Consider the following 25,529-nt stretch of genomic DNA (forward strand, 5'->3'; position numbering starts at 1 on the left):
TGCGGGACCCCGGCGCGCCCTATCTAACGGCCAGACCCATTCGAGGAGCGACAGACATGGCCAAAACCGAAACCGCGATCCTGGCCGGAGGCTGCTTCTGGGGCGTGCAGGACCTGCTGCGCCGCTATCCGGGCGTGATCGAGACCCGCGTCGGCTATTCCGGCGGCGACGTGCCCAACGCCACCTATCGCAACCACGGCACCCACGCCGAGGCGATCGAGATCATCTTCGACCCGGACGTGATCACCTACCGCAAGCTGCTGGAGTTCTTCTTCCAGATCCACGACCCGTCGACCCTGAACCGTCAGGGCAACGACATCGGGACCAGCTACCGCTCGGCCATCTTCTACACCTCGGAAGACCAGAAGGCCGTGGCGCTGGACACCATCGCCGACGTCGACGCCTCGGGCATCTGGCCCGGCAAGGTGGTGACCGAGGTGACCGCCGCCGGTCCCTTCTGGGAAGCCGAGCCCGAGCACCAGGACTATCTGGAGCGGCTGCCCGACGGCTACACCTGCCACTTCATCCGCCCGAACTGGACGCTTCCTGTCCGGGCCGAAGCGGCCGCTTCCTGAGGCGTTCGAGGCCCTGAAAACAGAAAAGGCCGGGGAGCCCCCTCCCCGGCCTTTTCATTTGTCTCGCGCGCGTCGCCGATCCCTAGGCGGCCGCGCGGGGCTCCGTCGCGCGGCCGGTCAGGGCGGGCGCGATTCCGGAGCGAGACAACGCCCAGCCCAGCTCTCCGATCAGCTGGTCCGGGCGGACGGGTTTGCCGACATGTCCCACCATGCCGGCCTGGAAGTAGCGTTCGATCTGGTCGGCCTGGACGGCCGCAGTCAGGGCGACGATCGGCGTGCGCGCGGCGGCCCCCTGCATGGCGCGGATGGTTCGGGCGGCCTCGATCCCGTCCAGGACCGGCATGTTCACATCCATCAGGATGGCGTCGTAGTGACTGCTCCGCGCCGCGCTGACGGCCTCGGCGCCGTTGCCGACGGCGTCAACGTGGAAATCGAGACTGCCGAGAATGGCGCAGACGAGACTGCGCGTCGCCGCGGAGTCGTCCGCCAGCAGAATCCTCATCGGAGGCGCCACGACTGGATGTTCGGCGGGGGCCTCCAGCGGGACCTCGAACCAGAAGGTCGAACCGGCGCCGATGGCGCTGTCCGCTCCGATCCGTCCGCTCATCAGCTCGACCAGACGGCGGGAAATGGCGAGGCCCAGGCCTGTGCCGCCATAGAGACGGGTGGTGGAGGCATTGCCCTGGGTAAAGCGATCGAACAGCCGGTCGATGGCGTCCTGCGCGATGCCGATCCCGGAATCCTGCACCGAGACCCGAAGTGATTTCTGGCGCATTTCCAGAGACAGCACGATGCGGCCCGCCGGCGTGAACTTGACCGCATTGGCCAGGAAGTTGACCACCACCTGGCGCAGATGCCCCTCGTCGCCGATCAGGGTCTCGGGCACGTCGTCAGCGACGACGATGTCGAGCTCCAGCCCCGCCTTGGCGCACTGTTCCTCGACCAGGGCTGCGGCGGAGCCCGCCCAGGCGCGCGCCTGGAACGGGGTGCAATCCAGATCGATCGCCCCGGCCTCAAGCTTGGAATAGTCAAGAACGTCGTTGATGACGCCCAGCAACGACCGGCTGGCGACCGAGATCCGGTCGACATAGTGCCGCTCCTTCTCCGACAGCCCCTGGCTGAGCGCCAGGAAGCCGGAAAAGCCGATGACGCTGGTCAGGGGCGTGCGCAGCTCGTGGCTCATATTGGCCAGGAAGTCGGACTTGGCCTGGGAGTGGGCCTCGGCCAGGTCGCGCGCCTCGATCAGCGTTTGCTGGGCGCGGACCATGTCGGTGACGTCCTGGAAGACGCCGAACAGGGCAGTCGCGGCGCCATCAGGACCCCGCTCGGCGCGGACGGTGGTGCGCATGACCCGCTCCTCCCCGTCCGTCCGCAACAGACGGATGCGGGCGTCATAGCCCTCGCCGGTCCGACGCGCGGACTCGGCATGGCTAAGCAGCAGCCGGGCGTCCTCGGGATGGCAGGCCTTAAGGGCGTTCTCCAGCGAGGGTTCGACCGAGCCCGGCTCATAGCCGTAGATGCGGAAGACCTCGTCGGACCAGGTCACCACGCCGGTGGCCAGATCAACGTGCAGATGGCCCAGACCCGCCATGGCTTCGGCGAGTTCGAGCGTCCGGCGCTTGGACAGGCTCTCGCGCTCGGCGCGCTCCAGTTCGACCAGATCGCCGGCCATGACCGCGAACCGCTTCAGCGAGGTCTTTTGGCGATCGGACAGATCCTGGCGCGGCGTCGAGTCCATGACCCCGATCGAGCCGACCGGGGTTCCGCCCCGGTCGCAGATGGTGGCGGCGGCGAGGAACCTGAGACCCAGCGGCCCGGTGACGAAGGGGTGGTTGCGGATGCGGGCGTCGGAGGCCTCGCTGATGACCATCAGGGCGCCTGGCCCCTGGGACATCATGGTTTGGGCGAGGTTGAACGCCTCCGGGATAGCGATGCCGTCGAGACCCACGATGGTCCGGTGCAGCTCCCCGTCCTCGTCATAGATGGAGACCAGACCGATGGGCGCGTCAAAGGCCTCGCAGACGGCTTTCACCAGCCGGTCCATCGGGCTTTCGGACCTGGGGCCGCCATGAAAGAGTTTCAGGGGCACGGGGGCGCTCCTTGCGAATAAGACCCCCCGCAATGTTCACGACGAGAACAACAAGATATTACCCGCGACGCGTGTCCCTTTGAAATTGTTGGTAAACAACACCAAAGTTAGGTGACTTCTGTCACTTTCGTCTGCAAGACTGAGGTCAGGACGCGGCCCGATGTCCACAAGACCTTGTGCCTCGCCCTGCGGCGGCCGGTCCGGCGTATTCACCCACCAGTCACCTCGCCGGGCCGGGCGCTTGCCGGCCCCGAAGCCGATCAGCCGACCGGCCTGCCCTTCTCGAAATCCGACCAGACGTCGTCGTAGTCCAACTGCATGGTCGGAGCCTCCATGGCGTGGTCCGTCGGCCGGATGACCCACCGGCTCTCGAACATGAAGGCCATGGTGTTCTCGATCTTCATCGGCTTGAGGTCCGCCTCGACCGCCTTGGCGTAGCTGGCCTGATCCGGGCCATGGCCGCTCATGCAGTTGTGCAACGAGGCGCCGCCGGGGGCGAAGCCGCCTTCCTTGGCGTCATAGGCGCCGAGGATCAGCCCCATGAACTCGCTCATAACGTTCCTGTGGAACCACGGCGGCCGGAACGTCGCCTCGGCCACCATCCAGCGCGGCGGGAAGATGACGAAATCGCAGTTGGCCGTGCCCGGCGTGTCCGACGGGCTGGTCAGGACGGTGAAGATCGACGGATCGGGGTGGTCGTAGCTGACGGTGTTGATCGTGTTGAACCGGCTCAGGTCGTAGCGGTACGGCGCGAGATTGCCGTGCCAGGCGACCACATCGAACGGCGAATGGTCCAGCATCGTGGACCACAGCCCGCCCTGGAATTTCTGCACCAGCTCGACCGCGCCCTCGACATCTTCGTAAGCGGCGACGGGCGTCTCGAAGTCGCGCGGATTGGCCAGGCCGTTGGAGCCGATCGGGCCGAGATCCGGCAGGCGGAACAGGGCGCCGTAGTTCTCGCAGACATAGCCCCGCGCCTGCGCACCCGTCAGGGCGACGCGAATACGCACGCCACGTGGGATGACCGCGATCTGCTGCGGCTCAAGGTCGATGACGCCGAACTCGGTGGTGATCACCAGCCCGCCCTCCTGCGGCACGATCAGCAGTTCGCCGTCGGCGTCGAAGAAGATCCGCCCCTCCATGGAGCGGTTGCAGGCGTAGAGGTGGACGCCGATGCCGGCGCCCTGCCCCACGTCGCCGTTGCCGCCATAGGTGACCAGACCCTCGACGAAGTCCGTCGGCGCCGTCGGCATCGGCAGCGGGTCCCATCGCAGCCGGTTGGGCGTCGGCGGCCGCTCGAACGGGCCGGACTTGAGCAGGCTCCCCCCGGTCCAGGGCTGGAACGGCGGGTGGTTGGCCGTGGGACGCAGGCGATAGAGCCAGCTGCGCTTGTTCTCGTGGCGCGGGGCGGTGAAGGCCGTGCCGGACAACTGCTCGGCATAGAGGCCGAAGGGCGCGCGCTGGGGCGAGTTCTGGCCTTCCGGCAGGGCGCCGGGCACGGCCTCCGACACGCCGTGATTGCCGAAGCCGGGCAGATAGGCTCGCGCATTCGCCATGGTTCGTCGCCTCCGAGTCTTGTTTTGACGCCGGTGTAGGGCCTCAGGCGCGCTGAGTGGAGTCCCGGATCGCCAGACCGAAGGGCACGACCACGCTGCCCGGCAGATCGGCGTCGCCGGCCTTGGCCCGGATCAGCAGACGCGAGGCCTCCGCCGTCATGGCCGCGATGGGCTGGACGATGGCCGTCAGGGGCGGATGGCTGAACTTGACGATGGGGGTGTCGTCGAAGCTGACGATGGCCAAATCCTCGGGCGATTTCAGACCCCGGTCGGTCGCGACGCGCAGGGCCGCCAGCCCCATCTGGTCGTTGGACGCGACAAGCGCGGTCGGGGGCTCGGCCAGTTCGCAGAAGGCCTCCATCGCCGCCGTGCCGGACTCGAACGAGAAGTCGCCGCGCCCGATCAAGGCCTCGTCGATGGCGAAGCCCCGCTCCGTCATCGCCTGTTTGTAGCCGTCCAGACGCGCACCGCTGATGGCCCATTCGTCGCTGCCGGTGATGAAGCCGACGCGGGTATGGCCGAGGTCCAGCAGATGCTCGGTCGCGACCTTGCCCGCCGCGCGGTCGTCCATGGTGATGGCGAAGCCGGGGCCGTCGGCGACCGAACCGATCCGCGCGAACGGCAGGCCCAGCTGGACCAGCAGGTTGATGATCAGCGGATTGTCGGAGTGCGGCGGGGTCAGGATGACGCCGTCGGGGTGCAGGGCCGAGATCGCCGCCCGCACCTCGCGTTCGACATGGTTCGAATGGGTGTCGACCAGTTCGAAGATCATGCGGTAGCCGTGCTCGGCGCACTCCAGCATCCCGCCCATCAGCATCTTGTCGACCCAGTCGGTGCCCTCACCCAGGCGCCAGCCCTCGATGGTGCGGTCGCGGTCGTTCAGGGCCAGCAGCAGATAGGATCGCGAGCCGCCCATGCGCTGGGCCGCGAGGCTGGGCACATAGCCGAGCTTGGCCACGGCGGCGTTGACGCGCTCACGAACCTCGGGGCGCACATTGGGCCCGTTGTTGATGACCCGCGAGACGGTCTGCAGCGAGACGCCGGCCTCGGCGGCGACGTGTTTGATCGTTACCGGGCGAGGCACGCTGTTCCGTTCCCGGGCTGTCCGCTGAGTCCACTCATAAGGTCACGCTAGCCGATCCCGTCGCGCCCGTCCCGGCAAAGATCATACGATTGCCAGGTCCGGCGCTCAGGCCGCCATCTCCGGCGTCACCGCCGCGCAGTGCCGGGCGATGAAGTCTTCCTGGGTCGGCAGGTCGGCGACAACGCGGCGGAGCATTTCCCTCGCGTGATCCAGCTGCTCGGGAACGTTCTCGAACGGGATGCGGTCGACCAGCGGGTGGTAGCTGCGCGGGTGCACGCCCATGCCTTCCATCACCGACTGCCAGCTGACGGCGCGGAACAGCTCGTCCAGCCCCTCGGCCCGGGTCCCGTTGACGCGGAACAGTTCGATCTTGCGCTTCAGCGAGGCCGGCGGCTCCATCGCCTTGACCTCGCGCCAGAAGGGCGTGTCCTCCCTCTGGGTCGTGCAGTAGTGCAGGATGACGAAGTCCCGGATCTCCTCGTAGTCGGCGATCATGCGGCGATTGTATTCGGCCGCCAGGGCCGGATCGCAGTCGCGGTCGGGCAGGAAGCGGAAGAAGAAGTCCATGCCGCGGTAGATCAGATGGATCGCCGTCGACTCCAGCGGCTCGATGAAGCCGCCCGCCAGGCCGATGCCCAGCACGTTCTTCTCCCACAGCTTCTCACGCACGCCGGTCTTGAACGGCACGACCCAGGGCTTGGTGACGGCTGGCCCCTCGCACTGGGCCAGCAGGGCCGCGGTCGCCTCGTCGTCGCTCAGATGCTTGCTGGAGAAGACGTAGCCGGTGCCGCTGCGATGCTGCAGCGGAATGACCCAGCGCCAGCCGCAGTCCATGGCCTGCGCCCGGGTGACGGGCATCGGCGGCACGGTGTTCTCGATTTGCAGGGCGACCGCGCGGTCGCACAGCAGCCAGTCCGACCAGTCGTGGTAGCCCGTCTTCATCGCCTTGCCGATCAAGAGGCTGCGGAAGCCCGAGCAGTCGATGAAGAAGTCGGCCTCGATGGTGCGACCGTCCTTGAGGATCAGCTTCTCGACAAAGCCGTTCGGCAGCAGGGCGACGTCCTCGATCATGCCCTCGGTGCGCTTCACCCCTCGCGCCTCGGAATATCTGCGCAGGTAGCGGGCCACCAGCTTGGCGTCGAAGTGCAGCGCATAGCTGGCGCTGGCGATCGGCGTGTTCGGAGCCTTGTACGGCAGCATGAATTTGCGCTCGCGCGCCATCACCGCCGCCGGAGCGAAGTCCTGCAGCGGCCCCTGATAGCCGTTGGCCCTGGCCTTGAGCCACAGCTGGTAGAAGTCCGACAGATCGACCCGGGCGCCCAGGTCGCCAAACGGGTGGAAATAGTTCTCGCCCTTCACCCGCCAGTCGCGGAAGTCGATGCCCAGCTTGAAGGTGCCCTGGGTCTCGCGGATGAACTCCTGCTCGTTGATGCCCAGTTTGGCGATCAGCTCCAGCAGGGGCGGCACGGTCGACTCGCCAACCCCGACGGTGCCGATGTCGTCGGACTCGACCACCTCGATGGCGCCCATCGTCCCCTTGAAGTGCTCGGACATCAGGGCCGCCGCCATCCACCCGGCGGTGCCGCCGCCGACGACGCAGATCTTGCGGATCGGGCGATGGGGATTGTTGGCCATAAGCGTGTCTCTCAAGCGGCTACGGGTCGGTCGAGCCAAGCCAGGAAGGCGGCATGGCTCGGGGTGCGGGCGACGGTCTCCGCGACCGACGTCCTCATCTGCTGAAGGCTGTGGGCGAGCTGGCCGGGATCCAGCCCCTCGACGGCGGGGTCGAGCTGTTCGGGCAGGACGCCGAAGCCGTCGTAGATGGCCAGCCAGCTGGCCGGGTGGAACATCTCCCAGCGATAGCGGACGAACTGTCCCCTCGCCTTCCAGAGCTCGACCTTGCGGGCCAGGGTGTCGGGAATGGCCGCCTCGCGCCGCTCCCGCCAGAAGGGCTCGTCGCGGCCGTTCAGCCAGTAGTGCAGGATGATGAAGTCGCGGGTCCGCTCCATCTCGCGCGCCGACTGATCATTGAACTCCTCGATGATCGAGGGAGCGAAGGTCCTGTCCGGGAACAGGGACTTCAGCCGCTCGATGCCGTTCTCGATCAGGGCGATGCTGGTGCTTTCCAGCGGCTCGAGGAAGCCGGCGGACAGGCCGATGGAGACGCAGTTCTTGACCCAGGCCCGGTCGCGGCGGCCGGGGCGGAAGCCGATGCGGCGCGGCTCCATCAGGGGCCGGCCCATCAGATGGGGCATCAGGGCGTCCAGCGCCTGCTGGTCGGTCATATGGGCGCTGGAGAAGACCAGTCCGTTGCCCGCCCGATGGCGCAGCGGAATGCCCCACTGCCAGCCGGCCGAGTGCGCCGTGACCTGGGTGTAGGGATGGGGCTCCATGCCCGGGGCGTTCTCGCTCTGGATGGCGAAGGCGGCGTCGCAGGCCAGCCACTGACCCCAGTCCACATAGGCGGAGCCCATGGCCTCGCCGATCAGCAGGCCGCGGAAGCCCGAGCAGTCGACGAACAGATCGCCCTCGACCTCGCGCCCGTCGCCGAGAGTGATGGCCCGGACGAAGCCGTCCTCGGGCCGCAGCTGGACGTCGGTGATGCGGGCGTCGATGCGCTCGACCCCGCTGGCCTCGGCGTAGCGGCGCAGATGCTGGGCGAACAGGGAGGCGTCCAGATGCAGGGCCCAGTCGAACACCGACAGGGACGACGGCGGCGTCGGCGACGGCTCGATGAACTTGCCGCCGAACGCCAGCGACGCGCCCAGCGAATAGGCGGCCAGCGGCGTCTGATCGCCGGTCTGGCGCTGTTTGGCCCAGTAGTGGTGGAAGCCCACCCCGCGCAGGTCCTGTCCGTACAGGCCGAAGGGGTGGATGAAGTCCGAACCCGCCCCGCTCCAGCCGGTGAAGCGGATGCCCAGCTTGCAGCTGGCCTGGGTCGCCGTCATCACCTCGGCGTCGGTCATGCCGAGCTGGGCATAGAAGCGGCGGATGGTCGGGATGGTCGCCTCGCCGACGCCGATCGTGCCGATCTCGGACGACTCGACCACGGTGATGCGCACCCCGGTGTGTCGCAGGTGCTGGATCAGGGCCGCGGCCGTCATCCAGCCCGCGGTTCCGCCGCCGACGATCACCACCTGACGGATGGCGTTCGGGGGAAGTCTGTCGCCGGACGCTGTGTCCATGGCCGTTTCCTCGCCTGTCTGACGCAAGCTGATCCTGGAGGATTACGCGAAAAAATCGGCCGACGACAACGCGAACGTCATCGTCGGCCAGGGTCCAGGGGTGGTGGTTAGAACTTGGCGCGGGCGCCGATCGACCAGCGGGGCTCGAACTCGTTACGGGAGTGGAACTGCTCCGTCCCTTTCTCGAACTCGAGATAGTATTCCTCGATCTCGCCGAGGACGTTGGACCCGTTGGCGTAGATCGTGACGTTGTCCGTCAGGTTGTAGGTGACGTTGACGTCCACATACTGTGCCGTGTCCTGGTAGATCGGGATGGCTCCGAAGGTGCTGGACAGACGCGGCGTGCGATAGTTGTAGGCGACGCGCGCCTGCAGCTTGTCGCCCTGGTACCAGACCGCGGCGTTGACCTGGTACTTGGAGTTGTCCGGGAACGGCAGGTCGTCGCCCGACAGGTTCTGCGAGTTTTGCGAGCTGTCGGAGTAGGTGAAGCTGCCGTCGAAGCCGAAGTCGCGGAAGAAGCTGTCCTCCGTCAGGAGGTCGCTGAGCGCGAACTTGGCGCCCAGTTCCACGCCCTGCAGCGAGCCGCCGTCGCCCTGGACCGGCATATTGACCGGCACGGTGCGGCGGATGATGCCGTCGCCGTCGGGGAAGGAGCCCGCGCCGGGCACGGTCGCCCGGGTCACGAAGCTTTCAATGTCCAGCTTGAACAGGGCGATGCTGAACATGGTGGCCCGGCCCATGTAGTACTCAAGGGTCAGGTCGTAGTTGTTCGACCGCCAGGGGTTCAGAGCCGGGCTGCCCGAGAAGGTCGCCCCGGTCACCCGGCGGATGCCCACGGGCGGCGCCGTCGGATCGGTCGGGGTCGGGCCGGCCGAGTCGGCCGTCGAGATGGTGACACCGCCGCCGTAGTTGCCCAGATCCAGCGGGATCATGGTCTTGTTGTAGGCGGCGTGCAGCTTCAGCCGGTCGGAGAAGTCGTAGACCAGGTTCACCGACGGCAGATAATCGGTGTAGCTGCGCTTGGTGAAGGTGTCCCCGACGTCCAGGTTGGTGTCGCCGTAGTTGCGGGTGTCGCCGGTCTGGTTCTGGCGCACGTGCAGCTGGGTGCGGATGGCGCGGACGCCGACATCCCCGTGCAGGTTTCCGAAGCCGATGTTGGCGTTCAGATAGCCGCTGTCCTCGTACAGATCGACGTCATAGGTGTTGCCCGGGATGATGACCTCATAGGCGCTGCCGAAGACGCGTTTCTGGAAGCCGACGACGTCGTCGAAGTCATGCGGATCCACGACCCAGACGCCCGGCAGGCCGCTGGTGATCGAGCCGTAGTTGTCCAGGAAGTAGGTGTTGTTGTTCGCATAGAGCTTGGTCGGCTTGTTGACCGTATAGCCCTGGAACACCGTCGTCGGGTTGGTGGCGCTGACCGGCAGGGCCGGGTTGAAGGCCGGGTTCGGCACCTGTTCGCCCGCCGAGCACTGGTTCTGGTTCATGACGACGTCGATCGCCTTCCACTGAACCGAACAGCCGTTGACGTCCGAGAACAGGTGGAAGTTCTCGATCTGCACCTGGCGATCGGAGTGGCGCAGGCCGACGTCGATCTTGTTGATGAAGCCGAGCAGCGGTTCGGCCTGGAACTCATAGCTGCCGTCCATGCGGACGACGCTGAGGTCGGACTGGTTGCGCTGGTTGCCTTCCGACGAATAGGCGGCGACCGCGTAGCTGTCCTGATTGGCCATGTACTGGGCCAGGGGCACATTGCCCAGGCCGCCGACGATCGGGTTGTTGAAGTTGCTCCAGACCGTCTGGCCGCCGCCGATGTTCAGATGGATCTGCGGGTCGTTGCCGATGCCGAGCGGGTTCGGGTTGATGTAGCGTCCGCCCGCCGAGCCGACGACGGCGTTGGAGTATTGCGAGGCCGGATACTGGGCCGCGATCGCCGCCGAGTAGAAGGGCCCGCGGGTCCGGTCGGCCGCGTCACGGAACAGGGTGAAGGACCGGTCCGGCGCATACTGCCAGTTGGACAGGTCGCCCTGGACCTGACCGTTCATGCTGAGCAGCGACGCCTCGGCGTGAAGGGCGCGCGCCTCGAACTTGAAGGGTCCGCCCTTGTCGTATTTGAGCTCCAGATTGTAGTTCTTGGACTCATCATTCTTGGTCCGGTTGACCGAGAAAGAGTTCATCCACCAGACGTCGAGATCATACTCGGTCACGTCCAGCCAGGGATTGCCGTTGGAGCCGTTGACGCCCGTGGTCGTGAAGGCCGTCGGGGTCGTCCAGGTCAGGCCGTTCCAGCGGTTGGAGATGTTCAGGCCGGCGGCGCGGTCATGCTCCTCCAGCTTGGTGTAGAAGAACTCGCCGGTCAGTTCGAAGCCGTCGTCGATCTGCCAGGTGAAGGCGGCGTTGACGCCCGTGCGCTTGCGCTCGACCTCGCGGTGGAAGGTGTCGTAGCCGTGCGGCGAGATCCAGTTGTTGGCCGAGCCGCCCCAGTCGTTGTTGCCGAACACCCCTTGCGAGATGCCGGAGTAGTTGTTGCCCAGGTTGGCTTCGCTCTGGACCGCGGCGACCATCACGCCGAAGCGGTCGTTGCGCCAGTTCAGCAGGGCGTTGAACAGATAGTCGTCCTGACGCGTGTCCTCGCCGGTGGCGTATTCGGTCGCCAGGGCGGTGGTCATCCCCTCCTTGAAGTTGAAGGGCCGCTGGGTGCGCAGGTCGATGGTGCCCGAGATGCCCGACAGGGCGTTGTGCACATCCATCGACTTGAAGACGACGATGGAGTTCATCAGCTGGGCGGGCACGTCGTTCAGGTTCGGCTGGGCGCTGCCCAGGTTGCCGGGGGCCAGGAACTGCTCGCCGTTCATCAGGGTCACGACCTGGGGCAGGCCGCGAATGTTGACCGTGGCGCCTTCACCGGCGCTGCGCTGGATCTGGATGCCGCCGATGCGCTGCAGGGCGTCGGCGACGGTGACGTCCGGCAGCTTGCCGATGTCTTCCGCCGAGATCGCATCGACCACGGCGGTGGTGTTGCGCTTGATGTTGATCGCCTGCTCCTGCGAGCCGCGGATGCCGGTCACCACGACCTCTTCGACGGTCGTCGCCTCCGGATCGGCCTGGGTCGCGGTCTGGGCGAAGGCCGGCGAGGCCAAGGCCGTGCTGGCCAAAAGGGCCGTCACAATGGATCGTTTTTGCAGTCTCATGGTCGTCTCCTCCTCCGTGTGCGCCGCCTCTCTGTGCGGCTTGGTCCTTGGTTTTTCCGGCGTCAGGGCTTCAGTGTCTGTGACGACAAGGTCGCCTCTCCGCCGAGTTCGTTATCCAGAGCGTCGTGTCCGACGTGGACGCGATAGGGTCCCGCCGCGATCCGCCAGCCGGGCGCCGAGGTGTCGTACTCGGCCAGGATGCGGGGTTCGGCGGTGATGGTGACGCGGTGGGTCTCGCCCGGCTTCAGCGTCACCCGCGACCAGCCGGCCAGACGGCGCGCATGTCCGGGCGCATCCGCGGCGACATAGAGCTGGGGCACGTCTGTGCCTTCACGCTCGCCGGTGTTGGTCACGTCGAAGCTGACCGTCAGCCCGGCCCCGCCCTCGACGCGCAGCGCGCCGTAGCGGAAGCTGGTGTAGCTGAGGCCATGGCCGAACGGGAACAGGGGCGCCCTGCCCTCACGCTCGTACCATCGATAGCCGACGTCGGAGCCCTCGGGGTATTCCACCGGGAAGGGCGCGAAGACGACCGACGACCCCGACCCGGCGTTCGACGCCTCGTCATGGGCCTTCATGGCCTCCAGACCCGGCACGGCCGGACGCGGCGGCTGGTCGGCGCTGCGCGGGAAGGTGATGGGCAGGCGGCCGGACGGATTGACCTGGCCGAACAGGATGCGGGCGATGGCCTCGCCGCCGCGCTGGCCCGGATACCAGGCCTGGACCACGGCTGGAACCGCATCGATCCAGGGCATCAGCACCGGGCCACCCGTTTCCAGCACCACGGTGGTGTGCGGGTTGGCGGCGGCGACGGCGGCGATCAGGGCGTCCTGATCATCGGGGAGAGACAGGGTCTCGACGTCCTGGGCCTCGGTCGTCCACTGGGTGGCGAAGACCACGACCGCATCGGCGCCGCGCGCGGCCCGGGCGGCGGCGGCGCGGTCTGTTCCGGAGACGAAGACCACCTCGGCATCCGGCGCCGTCGCCCTGATGGCGTTCAGCGGCGAGGAGGCGTGCCAGGTCACCCGGGCGAACGAGGACGCCGCGCCCGAGGTCAGGGGGATCTCTACCGGAGCTCCGCCGACCGACCGCACCTGGGACGAGCCGCCGCCTGACAGGACGCCGACGTCGGCATGGCCGCCGATCAGCACGATCTTCTTCGCCGTCGCCATCAGAGGCAGGGCGCCGGCGTCATTCTTGAGCAGGACGATCCCGGCCTCGGCCGCGCGCTGGGCGACCTCGGCGTGGGCGGCATAGTCGGGCGTCGCCGCCGTCGTCGACACCGGATGATCCATGGCGCCGGTCTCGATCATCCCGACCAGGATGCGCGTGACCATGTCATCCAGCCGCGCCTCGGACACCCGCCCGGCGGCGACCGCCTCGGTCAGGGGCGCGCCGAAGTAGATCTGGCGGTCCAGCTCCTGACCCGATTCCTGATCCAGCCCGTTGATCGCGGCCTTCTCGGTGGAGTGAACCGCGCCCCAGTCGGACATGACCCAGCCGGGATAGCCCCAGTCGCGCTTCAGCACCTGATTGAGCAGGAAGTCGTTCTCGCAGGCGTAGTCGCCGTTGATGCGGTTGTAGGCGCACATCACCGACCCCGGATGACCGCGCTCGATGGCGATCTGGAAGGCCAGCAGGTCGCTTTCGCGCAGGGACGCCTCGTCGAGACGGGCGTCCATGATCATCCGGCCGGTTTCCTGGCTGTTGAAGGCGTAGTGTTTGATCGTCGAGACGATGTTGTTCGACTGGACGCCGCGGATGTGCTCGCCCGCCATTGTTCCGGCCAGCAGAGGGTCCTCGCCCAGATATTCGAAATTGCGGCCGTTCCACGGGTCGCGGGTCAGGTTGACCCCGCCGGCCAGCAGGACGTTGAAGGTCTTGGAGCGGGCCTCGGAGCCGATCATCACCCCGCCCGCGTGGGCGATCTCGGGGTCGAAGGTGGCGGCGGTGGCCAGGCTGGACGGCAGGGCCGTGGCGACGTCGCCCTTGCGCTGTTCGACCTGGTTGGCGACGCCCAGGCTGGCGTCGCTTTCACGCAGGGCGGGAATACCCAGACGCGGAACGCCGGGCACATAGCCGGCGGAAGGGATCATTTCGGCGACCGGGGCGCCCGGCGTGCGATCCGCCCAGGGCGGGAAATAGCCGTGCACCAGCGACAGCTTCTCCTCGCGGGTCATCTGCGCGACCAGACCGGCGGCGCGGACCTGTGCGGGGGTTTGCGCGACCGCCGTCGGCGCGGCTTCGGCACGCGCAGGAGCGCCCTCGGCCGCCCACGCAGGCACGCCGAACGTCTGCGCGGCGACCAGCGCGAGAACGCCGATCGACACACTGTGACGCAAACAACGCTGACCGATACCCTGCATTCGCCCTCCAGAATCCTCGAGACTGGATTGGCAGGGAGTTCAGATCAGACACAGTTGATCGAAGGCCGCGGAGCAGCCCGTGAGCATCCGCTCACCCCATCCGAACCGATTTGACCCTTCTCAAGGTCGATCTGGCGGCTGACGATCCTCGAAATCCGGCATTCCACGGACCCGAAACCTTTCGGCCATCCGCATATCTGGAAAGACGTCTTCCGATTTCGTGTGTCTGCTGCTCCTCTGTTTCCGTCCCTGGAGGGTCTTCGCCCCCTCATGCTCAAGGTAGAACACGGGTTGAGAGCGTTCACAACCCCAAAGAAGCCACAAATGGTTACAGTCTCGCCGACCGGCGGTACTCTGTTGATTTCAGGCGAGAAACAATCGACGGACCGTCGAGTTTTCGTCTCGCCGGGGTCCGCTCAGGCCTCATCACGAACCTGCAAACAGAGGATCAGGGCGACGCCGGTGAGTCCCGCCAACACCAGAAGCAGCAGGGTGAAATCCCCCTCCCCGGCCATCAGATAGGCCATCGACGGGGCGATCAGGGCCGGGATGGTATTGGTCAGATTGAGCACCCCCATATCCCGCCCGCGATGCTCGGGCGTGATCAGGAGTTGCATGGCGTAGGCGCTCTGCAGCGCCAGAAACAGGCCGCAGCCACAGGCGAACAGCACATAGCCCAGGGCCGCCGGCGCCCACTGGGGCAGGAGCGCCAGGGTCAACAGGCCGACGGTGACCATGGCCGCGGTGACCACGAGGAAAGGCTTCCTCGACCTGACCGCGTCGGACAGCCGCCCCGTGGCGATCGACAGGGGGGCCAGGACCAGGGTCACCGACCCGGCCAGCCAGGCGACCTGACTGGTGATGTCTCCGCCCGCGAACGACAGCCCCGTCCGGTCGACCGTCTCGAAATAGAAGAGGAGGTAGGCGAAGAAAATGCTGCCCGCGATCTGGACCAGCAGCCGGGCGATCCAGATGCGGATCAGGTTGCGCTTGCGGCGGCTCCCGGCCCGGATCATCGGCGCCGAGGCCGGGACGATGGGGCCGCGCTTGCGGCTCAGCAGCAGGAAGGGCAGCACACCCGCCGAGACCAGCACCCCGGCTATGGTCAGTTGCATCCGCTCCGAGAACCAGGGCGAGGCGGTGACCACCATCCCGGCCAGGGCGCCGAAGGTATAGACCGCCCCCATCAGCCCGCCGACCAGACCCTTCTGGGCGTCGGGGATCTCATCGGCGGGCACGGCGCTGAGCGGAGCCAGCATCAGATTGAGCGCGGCCTGGAACAGCATCACCCCGATCACCAGGGCCACGGGCGTGGTCGCGGCGTGGAGCACGGCATAGGAGATCAGGGTCAGGACCAGTCCCATGGCCACCCAGGGCCGCCGTCCCCGCTCGCGCATCACCGTCCGGTCGCTGACCATGCCGATCAGGACGTTCATGGCGCTGGCCACGACCGCGCCCAGCAGGGTGGTCAGGCTCAGCAGCGCGACCTTGTCGTCCGGGGCGATGGTCTCGATCTTGACCGGCAGGATCAGGGTCAGCAGCGGCACATAGGCGATGACCCCGCCGCCCCAGGCCAGGGCGTAGAGCAGCAGGAAGCCGAGTCCACGCGGTGCGACCGGCGTCCCGGTCGGCGTCCCGATCGGGGCGCTGTCGGACATCAGAATCTGGCCTCGGCGGTCCGCTGCATCGGCCAATGTGTCAGCCAGAGACGCGGCTTTCGCAAGCGGTTCGACGGTCTTTCGAGATCGGAAGCGGAACGATCAGGCCTCGACCTGCCTCGGGGCGACATGGCCGGTCATGGGCAGCAGCCACTTGAGCAGCGGCCCGGTCATGACCGTGGTCACCACGGCCATGATGACCAGCATGGTGAAGACCTTCTGCGGCAGGAAGCCCATGTCGTAGCCGATGTTGAGCACGATCAGCTCCATCAGGGCCCGGGTGTTCATCAGCGTGCCCAGCACCATCGCGCGCGGATGGTCGAAGCCGGCGATCCGGGCGCCGAAATAGACGGGCACGATCTTGCCCAGCACCGCCGCCGCCAGGATCAGGGCCAGCCAGCCCAGGTCCTCGAGGCCCAGGCCCAGCAGATTGGTCCTCAAGCCCGTGAAGGTGAAGAAGATCGGCAGGAAGAAGACCAGCACGAACTGGCCCACCTGCTGACGCCAGGCGGCGACGAAGTCCTCGTGCCGGTGGAACAGCAGACCCGCCGCGAAGCCGCCGAAGATGGCGAATATGTTCAGCTTGTAGGTCGTGATCCCGAGCGCGAAGGTCAGGGCGACGACGATGGCCATCAGGGTCGGCGGGATCTGGCCGTCCACGATCGGGAAGCGCGTCATCAGCCAGTCGACGGCGGGCCGCAACAGGAACCACAGCACCAGACCCAGACCCGCCAGCCCACCCAGCTGGATGCCCAGATGGGCGGTCGAAAGCTGCGACGCCGCATAGGCCGAGATCACCGCCAGCAGGATCCAGCCGACCACGTCATTGACGGCGGCCGAGGAGATGGCGACGACGCCCATCTCGTCCTTGGTCAGGCCGAACTCGCGCAGGATGCGGCCCAGGATCGGCACGGCGGTGATCGCCAGGGCCACCCCGCAGAACAGGCTGTAGACCAGGGTGTTGATCCCCGGCGCCAGCACCGGCTGGGTCACCTGACCGATAGCGAAGCCCAGGCCGAAGGGCACGGTGATCGACAGGAGGGAGACCCAGACCATGGCGCGCCGGTTCTTCGGCGTCTTCAGATGGCCGAACTCGAACTCCGACCCGATCTGGAACATCAGCAGGATCAGGCCGATCTGGCTCAGGATCACGATCGGCTGGGCCGCCTTGGCCCCGAACAGACTGACCGACAGCTCGGGGAAGAAATGCCCGAACAGCGACGGGCCCAGCAGCAGGCCGGCGACGATCTCACCGATCACCCCCGGCTGTCCCAGCTTGCGGAAAACGATGTTCAGCAGCCGGGCCGCGCCGATCATGATGATCAGCTGGACCAGAATCGAGAACAGCAGCTGCTCGGTCGCGTGGACGGATGCGGTCATCGTTTTTCCTCCCCCTTCGGCGGCCTGTCTTCGCGGGTCTCGCCGTCATTCAGCCTACAGTTTCGCGCCTCTATTGTCTCGCGGGACAGACGGTGTCGTTGGCGTTCGGCGCCAGTTCGATTTCCGACACCGAGACGGTGAAGGCGGCGTCGGTGTCCAGCCGGAACGGCACATCGACATGGGCGATGTCGGCCCCCGCCTCGCGCAGGCAGGACAGCCGCACCTTCAACGTCCGCCACTCGCGAACCGGGGCCGCGCGGAACAGTTCGGTGACGTCCACCCTCCCCTGCCCGACCGACAGGCCGACCGACCCTTGCGGCGCCGCGTCGATGCGATAGCGGAAGCTCAGCGCCAGCTCGCCATTGGCCTGACGGGTCAGGTCGACGGGCGTGCCCTCGATGAAGGCCTGGGCCGCGCCCGAGCCGGAGAAGGCGAACTGCTGGCCGCTTTCCTGGGCCAGATCGTCGATGGGGCGCACCGAGACGCCGCCTCGCGGGCTGGAGGCGTCCTTGACCGTGCCCGGCTTGTTCTGACCGCCCGCGTCGCGGAGCATCAGCCCCCAGGGCGCGACATAGCGGCCGTCGACGAAATAGTGGTCGACGTTGGAGGTCGCGGCCTCGACGCCGCTCTCCTCCGACAGGGTCCCGACCGGGGCGCCGTGGGCATAGGTCAGGCCATAGCCATAGGCGAACTGCGGGTCATAGCCGGGCTGGCCGTGGTTCAGGGGCTCACCCCTGGCGTTCTTGGGCCAGCTGAACGACAGGGTTCCGTGGAAGTCGTGGCGCGGCTTGCCCGCCACATCGCCGATCAGGACATCGGCGACGCCGCCGCCCTCGGTGCCCGGCAGCCAGGCCGCGACGAAGGCGTCGGACGCATTGATCTCCGGATTGGTCCACATCGGCCGCCCGGACAGGAAGACAGACACGGTCGGAATGCCCGCCGCCTTCAGCTTCTTCAGCGTCTCCAGTGGGCCGGTCGGGATGAAGTCGAGGGTGTCGACGTCGCCCTGGAACTCGGCATAGGGGGTCTCGCCGAAGACGACGATGGCGACATCAGGCTTCTCGGCCGGACTCTGGCTGAAGACCCCGTCGGCGCTGAGCGTCGCGGTTCCACCCGAGGCCTTCACGGCCTCCTCGATACCGCCCCAGATCGACTGGCCCTGCGGGAAGTCGGCGTTGGTGTTTCCCGTGCCCTGCCAGGCCAGGGTCCAGCCGCCCGCCGCCTGACCGATGTCGTCGGCGGCGGCGCCCGCCACCAGCACTCGCGCCCCGGCCCGGATGGGCAAGACCGAGCCTTCGTTCTTGAGCAGGACCAGCGATTCGCGCACCGCCTCGCGGGCCACGGCCCGGTGCGCCGGAGACGCCAGTTGCGACAGGTCGCCCTCGACCGGCCGGTCCGGACGGAAGACGCCCGCCTTGACCTTGGCCCGCAGAATGCGGCGCACGGCCTCGTCCAGACGCGCCGTCGGGATCGCTCCCGTCCGCGCGGCCTCAAGCGTGCTGGCGTAGAGCGGCTTCCAGGTGTCGGGCGCCATCAGCATGTCGATGCCGGCGTTGATGGCCAGGGGGCAGCTGTCATTGGTGCAGCCGGGCAGCTGGCCGTGGGCGTTCCAGTCGGAGACCACGAAGCCGTCGAAGCCCAGGGGGCCGCGCAGGACGTCGGTCAGCAGGCTGTGATTGCCGGAATGCTTGACCCCGTTCCAGCCCGAGAAGCTGGCCATGACCGACAGGACGCCCGCGTCGATCGCCGCCGGATAGCCGCCAAGATGGATGTCGATCAGCTCCTGTTCGGTTCCCCTGAAGTCGCCCTGGTCCTCGCCCTCGAAGGTGCCGCCGTCCGCGAGGAAATGCTTCGCCGAACCGGCGATATGGCCGGGCGCCAGCGGATGGTCGGCCGACAGCTCGCCCTGCAAACCGAGCGTCATCGGCCCGGCATAGGCGCGTTGAACCTCCGGATCCTCGGAATAGCCTTCGTAGGAGCGGCCCCAGCGGTCGTCGCGGGGCACGGCCAGGGTCGGGCCGAAGGTCCAGTCGGCGCCGGTGACCGCCACCTCCATCGCCGTCGCCTCGCCGATGCGGCGGATCAGGTCGGGATCGCGCGCGGCGCCCAGGCCGATGTTGTGCGGGAAGATGGTCGCGCCCGGCACGTTGTTGTGCCCGTGCACGGCGTCGATGCCGTAGATCAGCGGGACCTTCGCGCCCGGCCGGGCCGCGGCCGCCGCACGGAAGGCGCGGGACAGGTCGACCCATTTCTGCGCCGGCGCCTTGTCGTCGCCCCACGGGCCGGAGCTGCCGCCCGCGAGGATCGACCCCAGCGGATAGGTCGCCAGATCTTCCGGGGTGATGGTGCTGATGTCGGCCTGGATGGTCTGGCCGACCTTCTCCTCCAGCGTCATCCGGCTCATCAGCGCGGTGACGAAGGCCTCGGTCTCGGCGTCGCTCATGGCGGCCGGCGACTGGGCATGGGGCCACAGGGCCGGGTGCGCCGTCGAGTCGGGCCGCGCGCTGGAGATCTGCGCCGGGGTCGGTCCGGTCTGCGCAAAGGCAGCGCTCAGCGGCGCGAGGCCCAGGAACGGAATCGCGGCCGCGAGGGCCAGTCTGGAGACGGCGGACGTCATGGAATCTTCCTCGACCAATGGCCCCTGCCCCGGCCGCTCATTGCGCGGCGACCGTCCCGGCGAGGGAGCCTTGGGTCCAGTGATGGCGCCTTCCCGGGCGCTTGTCATCAAAAATTGAGAACGCTCTCAACGTTGCAGGCTGCGACCGATCAGCGCCCTGATCCGGCCCAGCAGATCGTGGGTCATCGGGGCCAGAACCCCCCTCGCCGCCACCGGGATATGGGCCACGGGGTCGTCGCCGGTCTGGAAGACATAGTGGTCGAAGAAGGCCCGCCAGCGCATCCGCTCGTCCGCCGGCAGGTCGCGGATCGTGGTCAGGCCGTGGAACAGGGTCAGCAGCGGCGTGGTCATATAGGCCGGGCCGTCGCGCCACCACAGATTGACCATGGCCCCGAAATCCTCGGGCGTTTCAACGTGGTGCCACCAGAGGCTGGGCAGGTAGAGGGCGTCGCCGGGCTCCAGCTCGGCGACCTCGGCCTGGTCCAGCGCCGCGCGGAATTTCGGGTGCGCCTCGAAGTCGGGATCGACGATGTCGACCAGGCTGATCGGCTGGCCGGCGAGGGTGAAGTCCAGCGGCCCGACATAGAGGTTGCCGATCTGCTCGGGCGGAAACAGGGTGAAGCGCCGCCTGCCCCGCACCACACAGGCCAGGTTCTGGGGCAGGTCCCAGTGCGCCGCCGTCCGCGACCGGTTGCCGATCCACAACGAGGTCAGCCGCTCCATGCCGGCATCCAGCAACGGCATGGGATTGGCCTCAGGCAAACCCGGCAGGACGTCGGGCGCGGGCACACCCCCGGCATAGACGTGCGGCATGCGCGGATCGCCGCGCCCGGCCAGCAGCCGCCGCAGCAGCTCGGCCAGCGGCGCCATCATCTGCTCGTGGTTGAAGCCCTTCAGGTCCGGCGAATAGCCGAACCGCCCGCCCATCTCCGGCGCCCCGACGAAGGTCCGCACCGGCCGGCCGTTGTCGAAGCCGCCCAGATAGTCCGCCAGGGCCTCGTCCGACGACGCTGCCCTCACGATCGGCCAGTCGGCGACCAGCCCCCTGAGAACCGCCGGACGGCCCGCCGGGACGATCTCCGCCTCGAACCGGGCGCGGTCGACGCCGTGGAAGACGGGAACCGCCTTCATTCAGCGCCCGCCCACATGCCGCGCGCCTTCAGGAAGTCGTCATGCATCGGCATCCGCGCCGCGACCTCGCGCCAGCGTTCGGCGATCTGGCCGAAGCCGGCCTGGACCTGATCGAGGTTCTGGAAGCCGTACAGCGGATTGAACCCCGTCGGCTTGATGCCCTGGCCGTACATCACCGCCATCCAGGACCCTTGGCTGAAGTATTCGTCCGCGCCGGACTGATAGAGCAGGCCCCGGTCGCGGAAAGCCTCGACACGCTGGCTCAGCGTATCCGGCACCGGCATGGCCGCGACGTGCCGCCAGAACGGCGTGTCGTCCCTCTGGGTCGCATGATAGTGCAGGATCACGAAGTCTCGGATCAGTTCGACCTCGGCCCCGATGCGGCGGTTGTAGGTCTCGATGTTCACCGGGCTGAAGCGGCTGTCCGGGAAGTGCTGCAGCAGGCGGTAGATGCCCGACTGGACCATGTGAATGCTGGTCGATTCCAGCGGCTCGATGAAGCCGCTCGACAGGCCCAGCGCCACGACGTTCTTCTCCCAGAACCGCTTGCGACGCCCCGTGGTGAAACGCAGCGGACGTGGCTCGGCCTGGGCCGGACCGTCGAGGTTGTCCAGCAGCACCTGCCGCGCCTCGTCGTCGCCCATGAAGTCATTGCAGTAGACGTGACCGTTGCCGGTCCGGTGCTGCAGGGCGATGCGCCACTGCCAGCCGGCGTCGCGGGCGGTGGAGCGGGTGAAGGGCGTGGTCGGGGCGACCCGGTCGCACGGCACGGCCCAGGCGCGGTTCATCGGCAGCCAGTGCGACCAGTCCTCAAACCCGGCCTTGAGCGCTCCCTCGATCAGCAGGCCCCGAAAGCCGGTGCAGTCGATGAACAGGTCGGCGCTCAGTTCGCGGCCGTCCTTCAGCTTCACCCGGTCGACGAAGCCGTTGTCGGGGCGCAGCGCGACGTCGACGATCTCGCCCTCGATCCGGGTCACGCCTCGCCCCTCGCAGACCTTCCTGAGGTAGCGGGCATAGAGGCCGGCGTCGAAGTGGTAGGCGGTGAACAGGGCGTTCAGCGGCGAGCGCGGATCGGGGTCGCGGAAGGCCGCTTTGCCCGCCTTGATCGCCTGACTGCACAGCGAATACGCCTCGACGTCGTCCGGCACGCGGTCCTGCGCCCTCAGCGCCAGAAACGACTGCTGGAACTCCCCCAGCGTCGGCCCCGGACCGTAGGTGCCGAAGGGGTGGAGGTAGGTGTTGCCCTTCGTCCCCCAGTCGACGAACTCGATGCCCAGCTTCAGCGTCGCCTGGGTCTCGCGCATGAACTCGGCCTCGTCGAGGTCGATCAGGGCGTTGAAGTCGCGGATGGGCGGCACGGTCGCCTCCCCCACCCCGACGATGCCGATGTCGTCGCTTTCGACCAGCGAGACCTGGCAGTTGGGGCCGAGCGAGCGGTTCAGCGCCGCCGCGGCCATCCAGCCGGCGGTGCCGCCGCCGACGATGAGAACGGACTTGATGGGTTCGGCCATGGCCTTGGATTCCCGTTTTCTGCGCCGACCCTAGAGGACGCGCGCGGCAAACAAAACGCCGCCCGTCAGGGGGACGGGCGGCGCAAGTTTCAGTGTCGGGTCAGGGAGGAAACGCCCGACGCTGTGTTCGTCAGTACTTGTAGCTCACACCGAACAGGAAGGTGCGGCCATAGCGCTGGAAGTCGATGGTCTGGCGCTCGTCGCCGTTCTGGAAGGTCTTGAACGGCTCGTCGGTCAGGTTGTTGACCTGGGCCAGGATGCCGAGGTTCTCGAGCGGGCCCGACTGGAAGGTGTAGCCGATCTGGGCGTCGACGACGTTCTCGGCGGCGACCGAACGCAGGGTGCGGCCGTTGCCGAAGCCGGCGACCTCGCCCAGGTAGTCCGAACGGTAGCGGTCCGACACGCGGGCCTGGAAGCCGTCGCGCTCATAGTAGACGGTCAGGTTGGCGACGCGTTCCGACAGGCCGGGCACCGCGGTCGGAGCCTGGGTCGGATCGGGCTGGATCTCGCTGGAGGTCTCCGAGTAGCTGAACTGGGCGCCGAAGCCCTCCAGCATCGGATGGACGACCTCGAACGGGACCGACAGGGCGAACTCGAAGCCCTGGATATAACCGCCCTCGCCGTTGGCCGGAGCCGAGACGACGCCCTGGTTGATCACCGGGGTGACGCCGCCGGTCGGATAGCCGGTGAAGTCGAAAATCTGGTTCTTCGTGTAAACGAAGGTCTCCAGGTTCTTGTAGAAGGCGGCCAGCGAGACGTAGCCGCGACGGTTGGCGAAGTACTTCTCGATCGACAGGTCGACCACGTCGGCGATGTAGGGCTTCAGCTCCGGATTGCCGCCACCGCCGCTCCACGGCGAGTTGGTGTCGGGACGGGCCGCGGCATTGTTCTTGGAGACGTCGAAGCCGTAGTTCCGCGAGGCGCGCATATCGTCCATCCGCGGCCGCGCCAGGGTGCGGGCGACGGCGAAGCGGACGAACATGTCCTCACCCGTTTCCAGGATGAAGTTCGAGCTGGGCAGGATTTCCAGATATTCCGCGCCGCCGTTGACGGCCGTCGACAGGGTCGAGGCGCCGCTGCCGCTGGCCGAGAAGCCGCTGGAGCTCTGGTCGGTATAGACCGCCTGGATGCCGACGTTGCCGGTCAGGGGCATACCGAACAGGTTATGGTCGATATTGGCCTTGATGTAGGTGGTCGAGACCTTCTCGGTCACCGCCCAGTTGCCCGACAGGACGTCGGCGTTCGGGTTGCGGACCTTGTTGTAGAAGCCGCTGTTGACCAGGCCGATGGCGTCGTAGCTCAGGACGGCCGGAATGCCGAGGTAGCCCAGTTCGGTCGGGGCCAGCAGGAAGGCCGAAGGCACGACGGCCGAGGCGCCGCCGGGGACGCCCAGGAAGTACTGGTCGTTGATGAAGTCCTTCTGGCGTTCGGTGTAGTTGAAGCCGAAGTCGATCGAGCTGAACGGGCTCTGGTGCAGTTCACGACGCGCGGTCAGGCGAACGGCCTTGATCTCGTCGGTGATGGTCGGCGTGTTCAGATAGCCGTCCTGGCCGCCCGGGATGATGTCGCCGCCCCAGCCCTGCGGGCTGGTCAGACGGATCAGGTTCGGATCAGCGTAGTTGATGGTGCTGGTCAGACGGGTCACGCCGTCCGAATCCAGGGTGAAGCCCAGGCTGTCCAGCTGGCCGGCGATATTGCGGCCGGTGCCGGAGTAGGTCTCCAGGATCTGGTCGGTGCGGTCGACCTTCGAATAGTTCAGATCCAGGGCGAAGCCCCAGTCGTCCGTGGCCTGGAACTTGGTGTTCCAGCCGATCGAGGTGATCTCGCTGTCGCGACCGTTGAAGTCGTTGCGGATCACGCCCTTGACGTTGTCATAGACGCCGGAGGTGACCAGGCCGTCCTGCACCGTATAGCCGGCGCGCAGCGCGGGGCCCGGACGGCAGATGGCGCTCTGGACGTTGACCGTACAGTTGCCGGCCGAACCGCCCCACTGCAGCGGGAACTCGATGCCGCGCAGGACCTGGGAGTTCTCGAACTTCGAATAGAAGGCGTCGATGGTCGAGGAGAAGCGGTCGTTCGGCTTCCACTCCAGGGTGCCCATAACGCCGTCGCGCTTCAGCTCGCTCGACATGACGTAGGGCTTGAGGCCGCCCTCGACGAGGGTCGTGGCGTTCAGGTTGGCGTAGCCCCAGCTGTTGAAGCGCTCGGACTGATAGGGGCTCTCCATGTGGGCATAGCCGATGGCCACGCCCAGGGTCCCGTCCAGGAACTGGTCGATGTAGGAGATCGAATAGCGGTTGCCGTGGTCGGTGGTGCCCGAGTTCAGCGCGCCGATGTCGTTCAGCTCATAGCGGGCGTTCACCGCGATGGTGCGATGGCCGTAGGACAGCGGACGGATGGTCTGCATGTCGACGGTGCCAGCGAGGCCCTGGCCGATCAGGCCAGCGTCCGGGGTCTTGTAGACGGTCACGCCGCTCAGCAGTTCCGACGGATACTGGTCGAACTCGACGCCACGGTTGTCGCCGGTGGTGACCTGTTCGCGGCCGTTCAGAAGGGCGGTGGTGAAGTCCGGGCCGAGGCCGCGGATCGACAGGGCCTGCGAGCGGCCGTCCAGGCGCTGCGTGCTCAGGCCAGGCAGACGGCCCAGCGATTCGGCGATGGAGACGTCCGGCAGCTTGCCGATGTCCTCGGCCGAAATGACTTCGACGATGGAGGTGTTGCGCGCCTTGGCGGCGATCGAGTTGGCGATCGAGGCGCGGATGCCGGTGACCACGACTTCATCGACCTGGGTCGCGTCGGGATCGGCCGGAGCAGGCGTCGTCTGGGCGCTGGCCGCGCCGGCGAAGGCCATCATGGCCACGGCGCCGATCGCTCCGCCGGTCATCAGACGTGCGCGAATGTTGAAACGATTGATCATCATCTACCTCCCTGGTGGCCGCCCGCGTTTCTGACGCTGCGATCTGGCCTGTCGCAAAAATATGCAAAAGATCGGCAGCCTTGCAAGTCCGTAATGATTGGAACAACAAAAACCGCCGGTATGGCGTCGCCAAAACACAGCTAGAATCGAGATGTTGCAGCGCAGCATGCGATTTTGACGCAGGACAGCACGGCAAAATCAGGCGATTGACAGGCCGGGGCGGTTTTGCAAAATCTTGCAAACACGTCAGACGAACGATGCATTCGACTGCA

Annotated in this window: 14 protein-coding genes; 1 reads left to right on the forward strand and 13 read right to left on the reverse strand. The window is 67.2% G+C overall.

Annotated features, from left to right (window positions below):
- The first annotated feature begins 56 nt into the window (after positions 1 to 56).
- Entirely contained in the window at positions 57 to 575 is a 519-nt protein-coding gene (gene msrA, locus ACW172_RS00150) for a peptide-methionine (S)-S-oxide reductase MsrA (protein ID WP_492033181.1), read from the forward strand.
- 82 nt (positions 576 to 657) lie between these two features.
- Here msrA and ACW172_RS00155 read toward each other — a convergent pair whose 3' ends face one another.
- From ACW172_RS00155 to ACW172_RS00215, 13 genes are all read right to left on the reverse strand, one after another.
- Entirely contained in the window at positions 658 to 2,664 is a 2,007-nt protein-coding gene (locus ACW172_RS00155; protein WP_492033182.1) for a hybrid sensor histidine kinase/response regulator, read from the reverse strand.
- 260 nt (positions 2,665 to 2,924) lie between these two features.
- Complete coding sequence (hmgA, locus tag ACW172_RS00160) at positions 2,925 to 4,220, reverse strand: homogentisate 1,2-dioxygenase (protein ID WP_492033183.1); 1,296 nt, start codon at positions 4,218 to 4,220, stop codon at positions 2,925 to 2,927.
- 43 nt (positions 4,221 to 4,263) lie between these two features.
- A complete protein-coding gene (locus ACW172_RS00165) occupies positions 4,264 to 5,304 on the reverse strand; it encodes a LacI family DNA-binding transcriptional regulator (RefSeq protein WP_492033184.1) in 1,041 nt (346 codons plus the stop codon).
- Between the two features lie 105 nt (positions 5,305 to 5,409).
- Positions 5,410 to 6,939, reverse strand: a complete 1,530-nt coding sequence (locus ACW172_RS00170; RefSeq protein ID WP_492033185.1) for a tryptophan halogenase family protein — start codon at positions 6,937 to 6,939, stop codon at positions 5,410 to 5,412.
- Positions 6,940 to 6,950: 11 nt separating this feature from the next.
- Positions 6,951 to 8,489 (reverse strand): tryptophan halogenase family protein, encoded by a 1,539-nt coding sequence (locus ACW172_RS00175; RefSeq protein WP_492033186.1) that lies wholly within the window; start codon positions 8,487 to 8,489, stop codon positions 6,951 to 6,953.
- A 107-nt stretch (positions 8,490 to 8,596) separates the two neighbouring features.
- Positions 8,597 to 11,680 carry a TonB-dependent receptor gene (locus tag ACW172_RS00180; protein ID WP_492033187.1) on the reverse strand — a complete coding sequence of 1,028 codons (3,084 nt, stop codon included), beginning with the start codon at positions 11,678 to 11,680 and terminating at the stop codon, positions 8,597 to 8,599.
- 62 nt (positions 11,681 to 11,742) lie between these two features.
- The gene (locus ACW172_RS00185) at positions 11,743 to 14,043 is read right to left on the reverse strand and encodes a beta-glucosidase family protein (protein WP_492033188.1); all 2,301 of its coding nucleotides are present in this window, start codon (positions 14,041 to 14,043) and stop codon (positions 11,743 to 11,745) included.
- Between the two features lie 416 nt (positions 14,044 to 14,459).
- Entirely contained in the window at positions 14,460 to 15,701 is a 1,242-nt protein-coding gene (locus ACW172_RS00190; protein ID WP_492033189.1) for an MFS transporter, read from the reverse strand.
- Between the two features lie 102 nt (positions 15,702 to 15,803).
- Positions 15,804 to 17,081, reverse strand: coding sequence for a cation:proton antiporter (locus tag ACW172_RS00195; RefSeq protein WP_492033190.1), 1,278 nt, complete (start codon positions 17,079 to 17,081; stop codon positions 15,804 to 15,806).
- 70 nt (positions 17,082 to 17,151) lie between these two features.
- Positions 17,152 to 19,698, reverse strand: a complete 2,547-nt coding sequence (locus tag ACW172_RS00200) for a glycoside hydrolase family 3 protein (RefSeq protein ID WP_492033191.1) — start codon at positions 19,696 to 19,698, stop codon at positions 17,152 to 17,154.
- Between the two features lie 126 nt (positions 19,699 to 19,824).
- Complete coding sequence (locus ACW172_RS00205) at positions 19,825 to 20,829, reverse strand: cupin-like domain-containing protein (protein ID WP_492033192.1); 1,005 nt, start codon at positions 20,827 to 20,829, stop codon at positions 19,825 to 19,827.
- Positions 20,826 to 22,340, reverse strand: a complete 1,515-nt coding sequence (locus tag ACW172_RS00210) for a tryptophan halogenase family protein (protein WP_492033193.1) — start codon at positions 22,338 to 22,340, stop codon at positions 20,826 to 20,828. The genes ACW172_RS00205 and ACW172_RS00210 overlap by 4 nt, the downstream gene beginning before the upstream one ends.
- Positions 22,341 to 22,470: 130 nt before the next feature.
- Positions 22,471 to 25,257 carry a TonB-dependent receptor gene (locus ACW172_RS00215; RefSeq protein ID WP_492033194.1) on the reverse strand — a complete coding sequence of 929 codons (2,787 nt, stop codon included), beginning with the start codon at positions 25,255 to 25,257 and terminating at the stop codon, positions 22,471 to 22,473.
- Positions 25,258 to 25,529 lie beyond the last annotated feature (272 nt).

It is taken from the genome of Brevundimonas sp. ALps5 (genome assembly GCF_058681645.1).

What these genes read in the sequence shown, in the direction of transcription:
- ACW172_RS00180 (WP_492033187.1), bottom strand. Translation starts at nt 11,680, where the DNA reads ATGAGACTGCAAAAACGATCCATTGTGACGGCCCTTTTGGCCAGCACG.
- ACW172_RS00195 (WP_492033190.1), bottom strand. Translation starts at nt 17,081, where the DNA reads ATGACCGCATCCGTCCACGCGACCGAGCAGCTGCTGTTCTCGATTCTG.
- ACW172_RS00215 (WP_492033194.1), bottom strand. Translation starts at nt 25,257, where the DNA reads ATGATCAATCGTTTCAACATTCGCGCACGTCTGATGACCGGCGGAGCG.
- msrA (WP_492033181.1), top strand. Translation starts at nt 57, where the DNA reads ATGGCCAAAACCGAAACCGCGATCCTGGCCGGAGGCTGCTTCTGGGGC.
- ACW172_RS00170 (WP_492033185.1), bottom strand. Translation starts at nt 6,939, where the DNA reads ATGGCCAACAATCCCCATCGCCCGATCCGCAAGATCTGCGTCGTCGGC.
- ACW172_RS00185 (WP_492033188.1), bottom strand. Translation starts at nt 14,043, where the DNA reads ATGCAGGGTATCGGTCAGCGTTGTTTGCGTCACAGTGTGTCGATCGGC.
- hmgA (WP_492033183.1), bottom strand. Translation starts at nt 4,220, where the DNA reads ATGGCGAATGCGCGAGCCTATCTGCCCGGCTTCGGCAATCACGGCGTG.
- ACW172_RS00200 (WP_492033191.1), bottom strand. Translation starts at nt 19,698, where the DNA reads ATGACGTCCGCCGTCTCCAGACTGGCCCTCGCGGCCGCGATTCCGTTC.
- ACW172_RS00190 (WP_492033189.1), bottom strand. Translation starts at nt 15,701, where the DNA reads ATGTCCGACAGCGCCCCGATCGGGACGCCGACCGGGACGCCGGTCGCA.
- ACW172_RS00175 (WP_492033186.1), bottom strand. Translation starts at nt 8,489, where the DNA reads ATGGACACAGCGTCCGGCGACAGACTTCCCCCGAACGCCATCCGTCAG.
- ACW172_RS00210 (WP_492033193.1), bottom strand. Translation starts at nt 22,340, where the DNA reads ATGGCCGAACCCATCAAGTCCGTTCTCATCGTCGGCGGCGGCACCGCC.
- ACW172_RS00205 (WP_492033192.1), bottom strand. Translation starts at nt 20,829, where the DNA reads ATGAAGGCGGTTCCCGTCTTCCACGGCGTCGACCGCGCCCGGTTCGAG.